The 15,918-nt window shown below is 48.4% G+C and carries 15 protein-coding genes; 7 read left to right on the top strand and 8 right to left on the bottom strand.

Annotated features, from left to right (window positions below; all coding sequences use genetic code 11):
• Positions 1-77 precede the first annotated feature (77 nt).
• Positions 78-1,094: an ABC transporter substrate-binding protein gene (locus tag HNR77_RS18290; protein ID WP_184187376.1), complete on the bottom strand. Its 1,017-nt coding sequence runs from the start codon at positions 1,092-1,094 to the stop codon at positions 78-80.
• 244 nt (positions 1,095-1,338) lie between these two features.
• Between HNR77_RS18290 and HNR77_RS18285 the strand changes: the two genes are divergently transcribed.
• The 7 genes from HNR77_RS18285 to HNR77_RS18255 all read left to right on the top strand — a co-directional run bounded on the left by HNR77_RS18285 (position 1,339) and on the right by HNR77_RS18255 (position 8,764).
• Positions 1,339-2,547 carry a pyridoxal phosphate-dependent aminotransferase gene (locus HNR77_RS18285; protein WP_184187372.1) on the top strand — a complete coding sequence of 403 codons (1,209 nt, stop codon included), beginning with the start codon at positions 1,339-1,341 and terminating at the stop codon, positions 2,545-2,547.
• A gap of 382 nt (positions 2,548-2,929) precedes the next feature.
• Positions 2,930-4,033 (top strand): glutamate 5-kinase, encoded by a 1,104-nt coding sequence (proB, locus tag HNR77_RS18280; protein ID WP_184187369.1) that lies wholly within the window; start codon positions 2,930-2,932, stop codon positions 4,031-4,033.
• Between the two features lie 22 nt (positions 4,034-4,055).
• Positions 4,056-5,303 (top strand): glutamate-5-semialdehyde dehydrogenase, encoded by a 1,248-nt coding sequence (locus HNR77_RS18275; RefSeq protein ID WP_184187366.1) that lies wholly within the window; start codon positions 4,056-4,058, stop codon positions 5,301-5,303.
• 36 nt (positions 5,304-5,339) lie between these two features.
• The gene (gene proC / locus HNR77_RS18270; RefSeq protein WP_184187363.1) at positions 5,340-6,206 is read left to right on the top strand and encodes a pyrroline-5-carboxylate reductase; all 867 of its coding nucleotides are present in this window, start codon (positions 5,340-5,342) and stop codon (positions 6,204-6,206) included.
• Positions 6,199-7,422 (top strand): 2,3-diketo-5-methylthiopentyl-1-phosphate enolase, encoded by a 1,224-nt coding sequence (locus HNR77_RS18265; protein ID WP_184187360.1) that lies wholly within the window; start codon positions 6,199-6,201, stop codon positions 7,420-7,422. Before proC ends, HNR77_RS18265 begins: the two co-directional genes overlap by 8 nt.
• A gap of 8 nt (positions 7,423-7,430) precedes the next feature.
• Positions 7,431-8,108: a 2-hydroxy-3-keto-5-methylthiopentenyl-1-phosphate phosphatase gene (locus tag HNR77_RS18260; protein ID WP_184187490.1), complete on the top strand. Its 678-nt coding sequence runs from the start codon at positions 7,431-7,433 to the stop codon at positions 8,106-8,108.
• A gap of 2 nt (positions 8,109-8,110) precedes the next feature.
• Entirely contained in the window at positions 8,111-8,764 is a 654-nt protein-coding gene (locus HNR77_RS18255; protein WP_184187357.1) for a methylthioribulose 1-phosphate dehydratase, read from the top strand.
• 101 nt (positions 8,765-8,865) lie between these two features.
• On the opposite strand, the gene HNR77_RS18250 is transcribed toward HNR77_RS18255, so the two are convergent.
• From HNR77_RS18250 to HNR77_RS18220, 7 genes are all read right to left on the bottom strand, one after another.
• Positions 8,866-10,212 carry a multi-tm2 domain protein gene (locus HNR77_RS18250; protein WP_184187354.1) on the bottom strand — a complete coding sequence of 449 codons (1,347 nt, stop codon included), beginning with the start codon at positions 10,210-10,212 and terminating at the stop codon, positions 8,866-8,868.
• Positions 10,213-10,242: 30 nt separating this feature from the next.
• The gene (locus HNR77_RS18245; protein WP_184187351.1) at positions 10,243-10,695 is read right to left on the bottom strand and encodes a hypothetical protein; all 453 of its coding nucleotides are present in this window, start codon (positions 10,693-10,695) and stop codon (positions 10,243-10,245) included.
• A complete protein-coding gene (locus tag HNR77_RS18240) occupies positions 10,688-11,188 on the bottom strand; it encodes an RNA polymerase sigma factor (protein ID WP_253299021.1) in 501 nt (166 codons plus the stop codon). The genes HNR77_RS18245 and HNR77_RS18240 overlap by 8 nt, the downstream gene beginning before the upstream one ends.
• Before the next feature lie 407 nt (positions 11,189-11,595).
• On the bottom strand, positions 11,596-12,321 hold the full coding sequence (locus HNR77_RS18235) for a DnaD domain-containing protein (RefSeq protein ID WP_260410648.1): 726 nt from the start codon (positions 12,319-12,321) through the stop codon (positions 11,596-11,598).
• Positions 12,321-13,616, bottom strand: coding sequence for an asparagine--tRNA ligase (gene asnS / locus HNR77_RS18230; protein ID WP_184187348.1), 1,296 nt, complete (start codon positions 13,614-13,616; stop codon positions 12,321-12,323). The genes HNR77_RS18235 and asnS overlap by 1 nt, the downstream gene beginning before the upstream one ends.
• 101 nt (positions 13,617-13,717) lie before the next feature.
• The gene (locus HNR77_RS18225) at positions 13,718-14,923 is read right to left on the bottom strand and encodes an acetate/propionate family kinase (protein ID WP_111271370.1); all 1,206 of its coding nucleotides are present in this window, start codon (positions 14,921-14,923) and stop codon (positions 13,718-13,720) included.
• The gene (locus tag HNR77_RS18220; RefSeq protein WP_184187345.1) at positions 14,920-15,792 is read right to left on the bottom strand and encodes a 3-hydroxyacyl-CoA dehydrogenase family protein; all 873 of its coding nucleotides are present in this window, start codon (positions 15,790-15,792) and stop codon (positions 14,920-14,922) included. The genes HNR77_RS18225 and HNR77_RS18220 overlap by 4 nt, the downstream gene beginning before the upstream one ends.
• Positions 15,793-15,918 lie beyond the last annotated feature (126 nt).

Here is a 15,918-nt window from a genome sequence, read left to right as displayed (position 1 = left end):
ATCCTGGCAATTGGAATATAAAAAACGCTCAACCAGAAGTTGAACGCTTTTCATATATCCAATCTATTACTGAATCACTATTGCATCATCTGTTTTGGCAGCTCTTTCAGCAGCCATTCCCTGGACATTGCATCCCCTGAAGCTTGGACGATATTAAAACTATACACCTTGCCTGCTTTTACTGCGGGCAGGTTTTTCCACACTGGGCTGTCCATCAATTCCTTGGTGGACTGCTTGGCATCATCCGTTACAGGATCAAGGATAAATATTCGATCACCTGCGACTTCTGTCATTTTTTCCAAAGAAATTTCGGCAAATCCCAATCCCTCATCTATTACCTTCTGTATTTCATCTGTCGGTTTCAATCCGTCCTTGCCATATAATAATTGTGGTAGCCCCGCTCCTGCCATTACAAAAAGGCGATTACCCGGATACATCGTAAATACCGATGCGGTCTCTCCTTCTTTCAAACCATTTTCATGAAGCTGCTTCCACATTTCCGCTGTTGCTGTTTTATTCGCTGTAATCCATTCCTCGGCTTCCTGCTTTTTATTTAACAAATCACCAAGAATTCGCATTCGATCTTCCAACGGTGCAAATGAGTTAAAGGTTACCGTAGGGGCTATTTTTGAGATCTGATTGTACTGTTCCTCATCGTTGTTCGAGAAAATAATCAGATCCGGATTCAACCCGAGTGCCTTCTCCACATTAAATGGAAACCCGACATCTTCCGCATTGGCTACCAGATCATCAAATACCATACCTTCCTGCCGTAGTATGCCAACCGGAATAACGCCCAGTGCAACCAAATCCCCGGTAACTTCTCCATGGTAGATTACTCGTTCAGGAGTAACAGGAATGGTCACGTTATGACCTGTCCAATCCACGAACTGTCTGGTCTGCTGCACTTTCCCCTCATCCGCCGCAGTCTGTTCTGCCGAACCCGTGTCTTCACCTGCCTGATTAACCGATGAAGTGGACTTATTTTCCGAAGTTGGTGCTGGTGTCTCCGCCATGTTTCCACATGCGAGTAAAAATGCGGACAACGCTGTGAGTGTCAATAAAACGGCCGAATTGCGAAACTTGTTTTGCATCTCTATTTCTCCCCCTAAATAACGTGCTAATTTAGCTTTGACAAATAATGATATTGATTATCATTATCGAATAATATCTTAAGTTATATCTTTATTGAGCTCAATGGACAAACCTGTATTCTCTATTTCACTTTTGTACAAATCCATCTTTATTACTGTCATCTCCCCCTATACAGCTCGGGATTGACGTGATAAATTAATAAAAACGTTTGGCTATAAATGAACCTTCGGAGTGATAAATACGATGACTAATGCTGACTATACTTCTTCACGTTCTGCTTTTCCCATTCCATCTGCTGATATGCTGTCACAGCTGCCCACGCAATTTTTTGCAACGCTCGTGCAAAACGTTAATCGTGAGATCGCAGACGGTCATGATGTAATCAATCTGGGCCAGGGCAACCCTGACACCCCTACACCGCCGCATATTATCCGTTCCTTACAAGAGTCGGCTGAAAATCCGCTATATCACAAATATTCCCCGTTTCGCGGATACGCCTTTCTCAAGGAAGCTGTCGCCAAGCGATATAAGGAAGACTATAATGTCGATCTTGACCCCGAAACCGAAGTGGCTATTCTTTTTGGCGGCAAAACCGGACTCGTTCAATTACCACAAATATTGTTGAATCCGGGTGACGTGTGCCTTGTTCCAGATCCGGGGTACCCGGATTACTGGTCTGGCGTTGCAATCGCGCAGGCACGTATGAGCTTCATGCCGTTATTGGAAAACAACGCGTTTCTGCCCGATTACGAGGCAATCGCCGCAGATGACAGGCAGAAAGCCAAGCTGATGTTTTTGAACTATCCGAACAATCCAACCTCAGCTGCGGCTCCGCTATCCTTCTATGAGGATACCGTTGAATTTGCAACACAAAATCAGATTGTGGTGGCTAGTGATTTTGCATATGGCGCTATCGGTTACGATGGGCATCGCCCAGTGAGCTTCCTGCAAGCTCCGGGAGCAAAAGAAGTAGGGATCGAGTTTTATACGTTATCCAAAACGTACAACATGGCTGGATGGCGCGTTGGATTTGCGCTAGGCAATGCGGAGATCATCTCTAAAATCAATTTGCTGCAGGATCATATTTATGTCAGCCTGTTTGGCGGCATTCAGGCTGCGGCTGCCGAAGCCCTCACAGGTCCGCAGGATTGTGTCACTTCGCTCGTAGCCAAGTATGCATCCCGCCGTGATGCGTTTTATGAAGCCCTCTCCGCCATCGGCTGGCAGGCTCCGAAACCGCAAGGTTCTTTTTTCGGCTGGCTGCCTGTACCTGGCGGTCACAGCTCTGCTGAATTTGCTAACATTCTGCTAAGAGAGGCAAAAGTAGCTGTTGCGCCAGGCATCGGCTTTGGTTCCCACGGGGAAGGCTATGTCCGCATAGGGCTTCTGAGTGATGAGCAGCGATTGCAGGAGGCTGCAGAACGAATTGGCAGACTGCAGCTCTTCAAGTAAAGGTATCGTTCGTTTTGCAAAAGCACATGGGCACAATCCCTTTGCATATGCCAACTTTCCATGGTATGTTATAAGAAATAGTTAGAACGAAACGTGATGACGGGACCAGTAAGAGAGAACTGGCTGCGCACAGAGAGTAAATTCCATTCGGTTGAGAGAATTTACCGCAGCTTCTCCCTGAAACCTACCCCCGAGCGGCCTGTTGCACACAGGACAGTGCCTTCTGTTACAGGGCATGAAGCCGGATGATCTGATCATCAATAAAGGTGGTACCGCGGAAGTAACGAACTTTCGTCCTTTTTAACCAAAGGACGAGAGTTTTTTTTGTACCTGAACAGGCTGCCCACCATCACTGATTAATTATGTTTAAGGAAGTGAAACCATGACTTCACGTATTGTCGTTAAAATCGGGAGCAGCTCATTAACCACCGAGGAAGGTGGTCTGGATCGCCGGGCCATATCTTTTTTTGCAGACGAGATTGCCTCTCTTGCAGCACAGGGTCACGAAGTTTTGCTTGTCACCTCTGGAGCAGTTGCTGCCGGATTTCGGGAAATTGGATATCCCCAGCGTCCCAAACTGTTACATGAGAAACAAGCAGCGGCGGCTGTAGGGCAAGCTTTGCTAATGCAGGCATATCAACAGGCTTTTGCAGCGCACCGCGTTACTACAGCGCAAATTTTATTGACCCGTACCGACTTTCACAGCCGTAAACGTATGGGAAATGCCGGTATGACGGTAGAAGAGCTGCTCAAACAAGGTGTCATTCCGATCTTTAACGAAAATGATACAGTATCTGTCGACGAGCTGAAATTCGGGGATAATGACCTGCTCTCTGCACTGGTTGCCAATCTGGTCAAAGCTCAGCATCTTATCATTGTGACGGATACCAACGGACTGTATACCGCTGATCCGCGCAAAGATCCGGCAGCAACTCGTTACGACCGCATCCCCGAGATCACAGCCGAGATATACGCCTACGCTGGCGGCTCGGGATCAACCGTGGGAACGGGCGGCATGCGCTCCAAAGTAGATGCGGCCAAGGTCGCTACACGCGGAGGTGTACCTGTTTTTGTTGGAAGTGTGAAAGAGCCTGGAGATATGCAGCTGGCAGTAGATGGAACGGGTAAAGGAACCTATTTTGAGACCAAACTGGCTTCGCTCTCCCGTAAAAAACAATGGCTGGGCTTCATGTCCACGCCGCTTGGTACAGTCGTGGTTGATCATGGTGCCGAGGAAGCGCTCGTACATGGCGGGCACAGTCTGCTTCCCGTAGGGGTCAAACGTGTTGAGGGAACATTCCACGCGGGTGATGTCGTGGAGGTGCTTGGACCGGATGATTCACTTCTGGGACGTGGTATCGTCAATTACGATGATGATCAGCTTCGTCAGATTGCAGGAATGCCTAGCGGCGAGGTAATGAAACACCTGAACAGCATACACAGACTTGAAGTCATTCATCGTGATGAATGGATTACATTAAAATAAAACTCCTGAGGAGGAATGTAAGATGAGTGAAGTTCGTGAAAAAGCAAGCAAAGCCAAATCTGCCGTATCCACGCTGAATCGGCTGACAACAGAGCAAAAAAATGCTGCACTGCGCATCATGGCTGACGCCTTGATTGCACAATCCGAAGAGATCATTGCTGCCAATGCGGAAGATCTGGATCGCGGCAGGGAGCAAGGCACGCCTGAGTCCATGCTGGACCGCTTGGCATTGAACAAAGAGCGGATTGCGGGTATAGCCGAAGGGCTGCGTCAGATCGCTGAGCTGCCTGACCCGGTCGGTGAGGTGCTTGAAACCTTTACCCGTCCAAACGGTCTTCATATCGAGAAGCTCCGGGTTCCGATCGGTCTGATTGGCATTATCTATGAAGCGCGTCCTAACGTGACCGTGGATGCAGCAGGTTTATGCCTCAAAACAGGAAACGCGGTGTTGCTGCGCGGCGGCTCCTCTGCCCTTTCCTCCAATCGCAAAATCGTGGAGGTGCTGCATCAGGCACTCGCAACATCTGCGATGCCGGCAGAAGCGCTGCAGCTCGTCGAAGACGCAGACCGTTCTTCCGTTGATGAGATGCTCAAGCTGAATGGCCTGCTGGATGTCATTATTCCACGCGGGGGTGCTTCGCTCATTCGAACCGTTGTTGCTAATGCAACGGTACCTGTGATCGAAACAGGTGCTGGCATCTGCCATACGTATGTCGATGAATCAGCTGATGAAGAGATGGCTGCGGACATAGCAATTAATGCCAAGGCACAGCGACCATCCGTATGCAATTCAATGGAAACCCTGCTGCTGCATGCCAATTATGCCGAAATACATCTGCCAGCTCTGGCTGAGCGTTTTCGTGAAGCAAATGTTGCTCTGAAGGGCTGCGAGAATGTACGCCGTCTTGTTCCCACAGTGCAGGAAGCAACAGAAGAGGATTACGCAACAGAGTATAATGATTATATTTTGAACATCCGCATTGTAAGCAGCCTGGACGAAGCATTGCAGCATATTGCACAATATGGAACCAAGCATTCCGAATGTATCGTCACCCGGGATACGGCTCACGCGGAACGTTTTATGCATGAAGTCGATGCAGCGGCTGTTTATCATAACGCTTCCACCCGTTTTACCGACGGCTTCGAATTCGGTTACGGTGCAGAGATCGGAATCAGCACCCAGAAGCTGCATGCACGTGGTCCGATGGGGCTGCCAGCCTTGACCTCCAGCAAATACCGGATTACAGGCAACGGTCAGATTCGTCAATAATAATGAAGTAGCAGTTATATAGGAGGAACGATAATTATGAGCCAAGAGCAGCAGACCTTACTACAACAAAAAATTACTTTCCACGGAGCAGGCGCCATGGCCGAAGCCATCGTTCGTGGACTCATTTCCCGTCTTGTCGTTCGTCCTCAGGATATTACGATGCTGAATCGCAGCAATCTTAAACGTCAGGAGGAGCTGAGCACAAGGTACGCCGTGCATACCGGAACAGCCTCGCAATCACTGGACCTTCTTGCCTCTTCCCCGGTAATTGTGCTGTGTATGAAGCCCAAAGACGCCGCGGCAGCGCTGCGTGAATTAGGCCCCCTGTTATCACCGAACCAGCTGATCGTATCCGTTATTGCGGGGCTGTCGATTCGTACAATGCAGACACTGCTTGGCCGCAAGCAGCCTATAGCCAGAACGATGCCTAACACCTCCAGTACCATCGGACTTGGTGCAACCGGGCTTGCTTTCTCGGCAGAGATTACTGATGAACAGCGCAGCACAGTCATGACACTTTTTGAAGCTGTAGGCATTGTAACGATTGTGCCAGAGGACAAACTTGAAGTGCTCACGGGGATTTCCGGCAGCGGACCTGCTTACGTATACTATCTCATGGAAGCTATGATTGCAGCGGGAATCCGCGGTGGTTTGTCCAGCCAGCAGTCTCGTGATCTTACAGTTCAGACCGTGCTGGGTGCAGCACGAATGGTGCAGCAGACCGGTCTCGAGCCGATGAAGCTGCGCAGTGATGTTACCTCGCCAGGAGGTGCAACACAGGCCGCACTGAAAACGCTGGATGAAGGAGACTTCTTTGAAAATGTTATCGCAGCCGTGGGACGTTGTGCCGAACGTTCACGCGAGATGGGAGCTGCATTGGAAGGAGATTTAAACCATGAATAATATGTGTACGGCCACCTATCGTCTGCATGATGATCATGCTGATTTCCACAAAAAAGCCCAGTCCATCGCCATCGGTATGACCGTTGGCAGCTGGACTGAGCTGCCTCAGGCCCAACGTGAAGCGATGCAGAAACATTTGGGCGAAGTGCTCAAGGTTGATGTACATGAAGCCGAAAGCATGGCTCCAGGTGATCGTTATGCAGATATTACGATTGGATACCCGGATATTAACTTCAGCCGTGATATTCCCGCCCTGCTTGTGACCGTCTTTGGTAAAATCTCGATGGACGGACGCATCAAGCTGCTGCAGCTTGGCTTCTCCGACAACTTCCTTAGAGCTTTCCCAGGACCCAAGTTTGGCCTGAACGGTGTACGTGACCTGCTTGGTGTGTATGATCGTCCTCTGCTCATGAGTATTTTCAAATCCGTCATCGGACTGAATGCCGATGAGCTACGGGAACAGTTTATCCGTCAGGCCCTTGGCGGCGTTGACCTCATCAAGGATGACGAAATTTTGTTTGAGAACAAGCTCACTCCGATTGAAAAAAGAGTTGAGGTCTGCATGAAGGCAGCCGAGCAGGCGCGCCAGGAGACAGGAAAAAAACTGTTGTATGCCGCCAATCTGACCGGCCCTACTTCACGCTTGAAGCAGCAGGCAGAACGCGCCATTGGCGCAGGAGCAAACGCGCTGTTATTCAACGTATTGTCCTATGGTTACGATGTGCTGCATGAATTAAGCAGTGACCCCGATATCAACGTGCCCATCATGGCTCACCCTGCACTTGCAGGTGCACTTTATCCATCCCCGCATTATGGTATTTCCGCATCTGTCGTGCTGGGACAGTTAATGCGTCTGGCCGGGGCCGATCTTGTGCTCTTCCCTTCGCCATATGGCTCTGTTACGATGCCCAAGGAAGAAAACATGGCGATTACCGAACAATTGTTAACACCTGAGCTCCCGGTAAGACCAAGTATGCCTGTGCCTTCAGCAGGAATCCATCCAGGACTCGTACCTATGATTCTGAGAGACTTTGGCAAGGATGTCATCGTCAATGCTGGCGGCGGAATTCACGGACATCCGATGGGAACCGAAGCAGGTGGACGGGCTTTCTTGCAGGCGATTGAGGCTGCTGGACGTTCCATTCCGCTGGCAGAGCATGCTGCAGAGCACCCGGAATTGAAAAGCGCGCTGGATTTATGGGGTGGCGAGCGATGAACCGTGAGATGAATAGTGGTAAGAAAACGGCGATATTTTGTGATTTTGACGGAACAATCACCCTCTCGGACAATATCGTTGCCATCATGAAACATTTCAAGCCAGAAGGCATCGAAGCGATCATGAAAGACACGATTGAACAAAAGGTATCTCTGCGCGAGGGCGTTGGAGCGATGTTTGCTCTCCTGCCCTCCTCTCAAAAAGACGAGATTGTCGAGTTTGTGCTTGGACAAGCAGGCATTCGTGAAGGCTTCCCAGCATTTCTGGAGTACGTTCGCAACGAAGGCATTGAATTCAATGTAACCAGTGGCGGCATGGACTTTTTCATCGAGCCGCTGCTCGCACCGTTCAATATTCCGCAGGACCGTGTGTATTGCAATGGAGCAGATTTCTCAGGCGAAAGGATTCGTATTGAATGGCCGCATCCCTGTCAGCCTCCATGTGAGAATGGCTGCGGGATGTGCAAAACAACCGTGATCCGTTCGTTCCCGGCAGATGATTATAACCGGATTCTGATCGGAGACAGTCTGACCGACTTTGAAGGGGCTAAAATCGCTGATCTGGTCTACTCCCGCTCCATCCTGACAGATAAATGCGTGGAGCTTGGTGTGGATCATGTGCCTTTTACAACCTTCTATGACATCATCGAAGATATGAAGCAGAAGCAATCACAAGGAGTGCTGTAAATATGGGTTTTGAAAAGATTACATTAGAACATAAACGCCAGGTTCTTGAAGAACTGGCTGATGTCAAAGCACTATTCGCAAGCCGGAACTGGTTTCCGGGCACAAGCGGCAATCTGTCAATGCGAGTGGGTGAGTTTGACCCTGAGCAATTTTATTTTGCGGTTACTGCTTCAGGCAAGGATAAGTCCCTCCGCACGCCGGAGGATTTCCTTTTTGTTGACAAGGAAGGTAAAGCAATCGAAACGACAACGCTGAAGCCAAGCGCCGAAACGCTGATCCACTGTGAAATCTATCGTTTGACTGGCTGCGGTGCCGTTTTCCATGTGCATACGGTATTCAACAACCTGATCAGTGAATTTTACGGTGATCAAGGCCACGTACCCATTCAGGGCATCGAATTGATCAAAGCGTTTAACATTTGGGAAGAAAATGCAGAGATTCGTGTGCCCGTGCTGCCGAACTTTGCTCATATCCCTTCGATCGCCGAGCTTGTTCCAGGTGTGCTGGATGCCAATGTTCCAGGAATTCTGCTGCGTAATCATGGCATCTATGCATGGGGCAAGGATGCTTTTGAAGCGAAGCGTCATCTGGAAGCCTTTGAATTTTTGTTTGAAGTGATGTATCGTCAGCTGCTGCTGAGAGGTGCATCCAAGTAACAAAATGACAGAATCACCAAAAACACACCAATGGCGTTTCATGGCCCTGGTGTGTTTTTATTAGCATTTTGCTCGAATCCGCAATCATATACTTTGAAACGTTATTGCCGATGATCCTTATCCTTGAACAAAAAGAGGCTTTCCAGTTCATCGTCTTTGGTCTGATGGGTGATGGAATGACCGGAAATCGCTGCAGACTCCTTCTGTTTGCCAAATAACAGTTTCAGACCACCAAAGATAAGCAATAAGGAAACAATGACCGTGTTCAAATGGGATCGAATCTCATAACTCAGGAACATATCCGGGAACAGCTCGTTCAGCTGCGGAATAATCAACCGTATCGTTAGATAGTACAGCCCAAGGCCGGCGATGCCGAAGCCGATTAAACGCTGGTGCCGCACCCAGTCCTTGAAGATCGGCTCATCCGTGAGCGGCTCACGTCCGTAACGGCTGGAGCATTGAAGCCCGTCGAAGAAGCTGTAGAACCAGATCAGCGGAATCATAAACAGGAATACAGATAAGCGAAGCAAGTCAAGAATATAGATGCTGCCCAGAAACAAAAACATCAGCTGCAGTCCTCTTTTTTGCAAACCGAGATACATATGTCCTGCTCCTGGAAAAGCAGAGAGCAATGTCGCCAGCACTTTACTGCGCCGCCCCATAATTCTGCCTGTCTCCAGTTCTTCAAACAAGGTTCTGTCCTGCAGCACTTCACCTGCCTGCTTGCGATGAACATGCTGAACTGCATCAAACATGCAGTATACCCAGATCACAGGCAGAACAAGCAAAAACATCAAAAACACAGATTCATTTGTAATGGCGGAGACAAAAACCATCATCGCAAAGGAACCGAAAAACGCCATCAGGAAGGACAAGCCCCGGTGAAGTAATCCGAGATGCAAATGTCCAAGACCCGGAACAAATGAAAGCAAAATGGTAAAGAATCTCTCCCCTTCGCTGCCTTTCTGATACACGGGCTGAGACTGAGCATAGGCACCGCCGGGATATGCAGCATATTCATCGTGACCATTCACACCCTGATGATGCATGTCGTCTTCACTAATAGGCCCTGCAGGTTCCTGCTGTCCGGCGTAAGCTCCTTGATAGCCAGCACCCTGATGAGGAGCAGGGCTGCCATAATGTAATCCCGTAGTGACGTATGATGTGTTGAAATGTAATTCTCTGGCTGAAGGTGCCGTAAGGAGCACAATGATCATGTCCAGCATACTGAGACACCAGAAGAAGATGGCACCCAACAGTGCCAAAACTAATAAATCTTTTTCATCAGTCACAAATGCCAGCATAATAAAACCAATACCCGTACCAAAGACTAACAATGGGTACACTACAGCCCGGGTTTTTCGCCGCCAGTACAAAAATCCCAATCCAGGGAACAGGTTTAATAAAAATGCAAGTAATTTATTTCGATCTGGATGCACAGTCGTCATTCCTTTCTTTATCAGGCCTTACCCGCCCATTCAAGGCTTGGGTTTGAAATTATCGAGCCATGAAGTAGCTGCCTCGGTCCATTTCTCTGTGAACGAACCTGCAGTTTCACCTTCCTGGAATTTATGATAAGGGGCAACTTTGTCAAACAATCCGGAAGAGAGAAAGATCAATGTCAGGCAGGCGGCCACGGCGTAATGAAATGCACGTTGCTCGAACCAGCGGCGAGTACGTCCGCCACGAGATTGACGCATGCTGCCCATGGTTGGCAAACGTTCAATTCGTTCCATCACGGTATTTGTAAATTCAATCGGATGGGACAGCTCAGGATAAGTCTGCTCCATGTCTAACGCTCTAAGGTACGCATCCATCGCATCCGGTTCGTTCAACAGAAGCTGCTCCATCCGCATGGCCTGATTGCTGCTAACTCGGCCTTCAATATAGTCCACCCACTGCTGCACGGTATACATCTCTTTTTTACTCACGCCACTCCTCCTCCTTCCAATGGTTTCGAATCCATTGCCGTGCCCGATATAGTCGGGATTCTACCGTTTTCACAGCCACCTGGGCCTCATGAGCAATCTGCTCATAATTTTTCTCGCTCAGATAATATGCGGTAATAATATCCCGATGCTGGGCGGGCAGCTGATCGATCCGTTCGCGAAGTTTATCCTGTCGCTCTTTGCGTATCACACGGGTGAGGACATCTTCCTCCCGCCCTGGCAAATTCACTACACGGTCTTCTCCACCCAGATCTTCAGCACTTCTTCTGCCCAGCTTGCGTTTGGCATCAATGGCTTTATGAAAGGCAATTCGGGTTAACCAGGTTTTGAAACCTTCGGATCGATAATCGGGGAGAGATTTATAGATCTGTATGAACGCCTCCTGAGCGGCATCCTGGGCATCCTGATCATTACGTAAGACGGAATACGCAACATGATACACATGCTGACTGTATTTATCGATCAGAACACGCATCTGGGATGCATCTCCTTGACGGATTTGTTCAATGATTAGCGCATCATCAATAACTCTCCCCTCCTCTCCAATTCAATAGACGACGACATGTCATCCGACCCCTGCATATTTTATCAAATTTATTATGATTCTGTACCCACGCTCCAAAAAGAGTGAATTGCCATGTCTGATTTAACTTATAATCCGGATATGCTGCACCAAAAAAAACAGGCTCAGAATAACTCTGGCCTGTTTCTCTGTTAAACTAGGGTGTTTCTGAATACTCTGAGGGGAACAGATTGTGCAGAATTTTCGTCCCATGCAAGGAAGTTTTGCGCAGGCTTACCGGGGGTAAGTTAAGCAAAACTGACGCAGCAGGGGGAGAAAAGGCGGCGCAAGATGACCTTGAGCGGGTGTTCAGACACGCCCTAACGTCCCCCGTTACGAAAACGCTGTGTATACGCTTTGGCATCCTGCACATTTTTGACACGATTTCTGCTCCACTCCAGCAAGATTCGGTCAATGTAACGGAAGTGTACCTTGCCTGCAAAAACCGCTTCCTTCAAAGCCAACAAAATAAGCTCCTCCTGATAACGATCCTGATCAAGCCAGCCTGATATCGTTTCACATTCCATCGGGGAGAGAGGCCGCGCAAATTCCTTTTCAAAAATAGAAAACATATTCCGCTCTTCCTCATCTTTTTGAACAGTGTTCGAATCAGGACGTAAAGCATTGCTTCGCAGCTGTTCGGACCGGGCATGCGCTGCTTCGTCCGCGGTACACATGGCAAGCTTTGCATACAAGCCATGCAGGTCATAGCGTTCATACTGGATATCCCGCTCTTCATCCCGCTGCTCATCAATCGTGATATAACCATCCCTCATCAGACGCTGCAGCATTCTCGCAATGCCTTCGGGAGCCAGTCCCATGCGTCCAGCCAGCTCTTCAAGAGTAGGAAATTCATTGAATTCTGCCTGGCGGAAGCCGAGCAGTTGAATCAGCAGCAGCACTTCAGAATCAGATAAACCTAGCTGGTGATAGAAACGCAATAACGCATAAGGTAATTGAGCAGTACCCGATGACATCCCATAGGCCGCTCCGCTTAACCAGGCTTTGGAGGCACCGTCCTCCATGTGCTCTTTTCCGTTAAACATTAAGGGTACAGACGGTAGAGCATACGTGGGAATGAGATAGTCTCACGAACATGATCGAGTCCGCAGATCCATGCTACCGTCCGCTCCAATCCCAGACCGAAACCGGAGTGAGGAACCGATCCGTATTTACGCAGATCCAGATACCACTGGTACGCTTCATCCGAGAGATTGTGCTCTTCAAAACGCTGCTGCATCAGCTCTGGATCATCAATACGCTGTGATCCGCCAATGATCTCTCCATAGCCTTCCGGCGCAATCATATCTGCACACAGAACAACTTCAGGGCGATTCGGATCAGGTTTCATATAAAACGCTTTGATTCCAGCCGGATAATGAGTAATAAATACAGGTGTATTATACTTCTCGGCAATCGCTGTTTCATGCGGCGCACCGAAGTCTTCACCCCAAGGAATGTCAAAGCCTTGTCCGTTCAGAAACTCAATCGCTTCGTCATACGTAATACGAGGGAACGGAGCCGTAATGCCTTCCAGCTTGGATACGTCACGTCCGATGGACTCCAGTTCTGCACGGCAATTTTTCACCACAGACTGCACAACATGTGCAATGAACTTCTCTTGAACACGCAAGCTCTCTTCATGATCAACAAACGCCATTTCCGGCTCAATCATCCAGAATTCGATCAGGTGACGGCGGGTTTTGGATTTCTCAGCACGGAACGTTGGGCCAAAGGAATATACTTTGCCGAGTGCCATTGCCGCAGCTTCCATATACAGCTGTCCACTTTGTGTAAGATAAGCGTCCTCATCAAAATATTTAATGTGGAACAGGTTCGTTGTTCCTTCCGCAGAAGAAGGTGTCAGGATTGGCGGGTCAACCTGTGTGAATCCGTTACCATCAAAAAACTGCTGAACAGCACGAATAATCTCGGCGCGAATAACCATCACCGCACGTTGTTTCGTAGAACGAAGCCACAGATGACGGTGGTCCATCAAGAAATCAACGCCGTGCTCTTTCGGCGTAATCGGATAATTTTCTGTCAGATGAATAATTTTCACACCTGTAACGGTCATTTCATATCCAGACGCACTGCGCGGCTCTTCACGAATGATTCCTGTTACATAGACAGAGCTTTCCTGAGTCAGACTTTTGGCATCATTCCAGATCTCTTCACTGACTTCACTCTTTACTACAACCCCTTGAATATATCCAGTACCATCACGCAGCTGCAAAAACTGAATTTTGCCGCTGGAGCGTTTGTTGTTAATCCACGCACCGATCGTGACCGTTTCACCCACATGCTCATTCACATTACGAATTACACAATTCGTATCCATGCCATATCTCCCCTTGGTTCCATAAATTTGAAAATGCAGCGGACAGGTGTAACCCTGCCCTCTGCACTTCCTTGTCATTCTGTATTTACTTTACAGTTAGTTTACTTGGAATTCAATACGATTCGGTGTGTATCACGCGCAATAACCAATTCTTCGTTTGTTGGTACAACCAGAACGTCAACTTTGGAATTTTCAGTTGTGATGCGGCGTGGTTCACCCGAACGGATTGCGTTGAGTGCTTCGTCCAGTTCAACGCCAAGGTATGTCAATTGCTCACATACTTTCTGACGCAGGACAACAGAGTTTTCACCTACACCGGCAGTAAATACGATCACGTCAACACCGTTCATCGCCGCAGCATAAGAACCGATGTATTTACGCAAACGATATTCATACATTTCGAAAGCCAGCGTAGAGTTCGGCTCGCCCTTCTCCATGCCTTCTGTAATTTCACGCATATCACTGCTGATGCCGGAGATGGCCAGAAGTCCGCTGTGTTTATTAAGCATGGAATTCACTTCGCTGACGCTAAGCTCTTCCTTGTTCATTACATATGGTACAATTGCCGGATCGAGGTCACCACTGCGTGTTCCCATCATCAAACCTTCGAGCGGAGTCATACCCATAGATGTATCCACCGACACGCCACCTTTGACTGCAGTCACACTGCCGCCATTACCCACGTGACAAGTGATAATTTTCAGGTCTTCCAACGGACGGCCAAGATACTCTGCCGCTGTTTTGCTTACGTAATCATGGGAAGTACCGTGAGCGCCATAACGACGTACTTTATATTTTTTGTAAAGTACGCGCGGGATTGCATACAAGTATGCATGCTCAGGCATGGTTTGGTGGAACGCTGTATCGAACACCATAACCTGAGGTACACCCGGCATATTCAATTCAGCCGCACGGATACCCATCATAGCAGCAGGGTTATGAAGTGGCGCCAGGTCAAACAGACGGCGAATCTCAGCTTTGGCTGCATCATCCACCAGCGCGGATGCTTTAAATGCTTCACCACCGTGTACAACACGATGCCCAACTGCTTGAATTTCGCTAACAGAATCCAGTACACCATTCTCTTTATGCGTCAGAATGTCGATGACTTTACGAATTGCGGTAGTATGCTCAAGAATTTCGCTAACTTCCGTAATCTCCTCACGGCCAGTCGGTTTATGCGTCAGAATGGAGGAGTCCATCCCGATCCGCTCCACCAGACCTTTCGCCAGTACAGATTCATCTTCCATGTTATACAATTGATATTTAAGCGAGGAACTTCCCGCATTAATTACGAGTACTTTCACAGCCGGTCACCATCCTTGTCGTACTTGAAGAATCCTTCTCCTGTTTTCGCGCCCAGATGACCTGCACGCACCATTTTTTTCAGAACGGTAGAAGGACGGTATTTCAATTCTCCGAACTCACGGAACATTCTTTCAAGTGCTGCCTCAACGGAATCAAGTCCGAAACGGTCAGCCATCTCAAGCGGGCCATGCTGGAAGTTATATCCGATACGCATTGCATCATCAATGTCCTCTGCAGAAGCCACACCTTCTTGCAGAACATGAAGTGCCTCGTTAATCAGCAGACAGATCAGACGAGAAGTAACGAAACCAGGGGATTCATAGATCATAACACCTTTTTTGTCTACAACCTCTTCAACGAAACGACGAGTTTCTTCGAAAGTTGTATCCGACGTTTTGAGTCCGCGAATAATCTCAACAAGATCAACCCGGGATACCGGGTGAATAAAGTGCATACCAATAACACGCTCAGGATACTTGGTCGAGCTTGCAAGCTCGGTCAAACTCAGCGTGGAAGTGTTACTTGCCAGAATTACATTGCTTGGACAAACCTGATCCAATTGATGAAAGACTTTCTTTTTCGCTTCCAGGTCTTCTGTAATGGTTTCGATAACCATATCACAAGAGCCCAGTTCAGCAAGATGTCCTACTTTGGTAATCCGGGAGAGAATCAATTTCTTCTCTGCCTTCGTAATCGCCCATTTCTCCAGTTGTTTATCCAGATTGGTCTCGATCATATTGTACGCATGATCCAGCTTTTGTGTTGTGTGCTCCACCAGAAGCACATCAAGTCCTTTGGCTGCAAGCATCTGGGAAATACCTTGACCCATCGTGCCGCCGCCGACAACTCCTATTTTTTTGAAAAACATGGTTCTGCTCCATCCTTTCGGTTCTCTATTTCTCTATTGTACCCTGTTCGCCGAAAATTACAAATTTCGACCCAACAACTAATAATATCTTAGCACGAGTGAAATGTAAAAAAAAATAACCAGCAT

It is taken from the genome of Paenibacillus sp. JGP012 (genome assembly GCF_014203995.1).
Lineage (GTDB): Bacteria > Bacillota > Bacilli > Paenibacillales > Paenibacillaceae > Paenibacillus > Paenibacillus silvae.
This window is presented reverse-complemented; position numbering and strand designations above follow the sequence as displayed.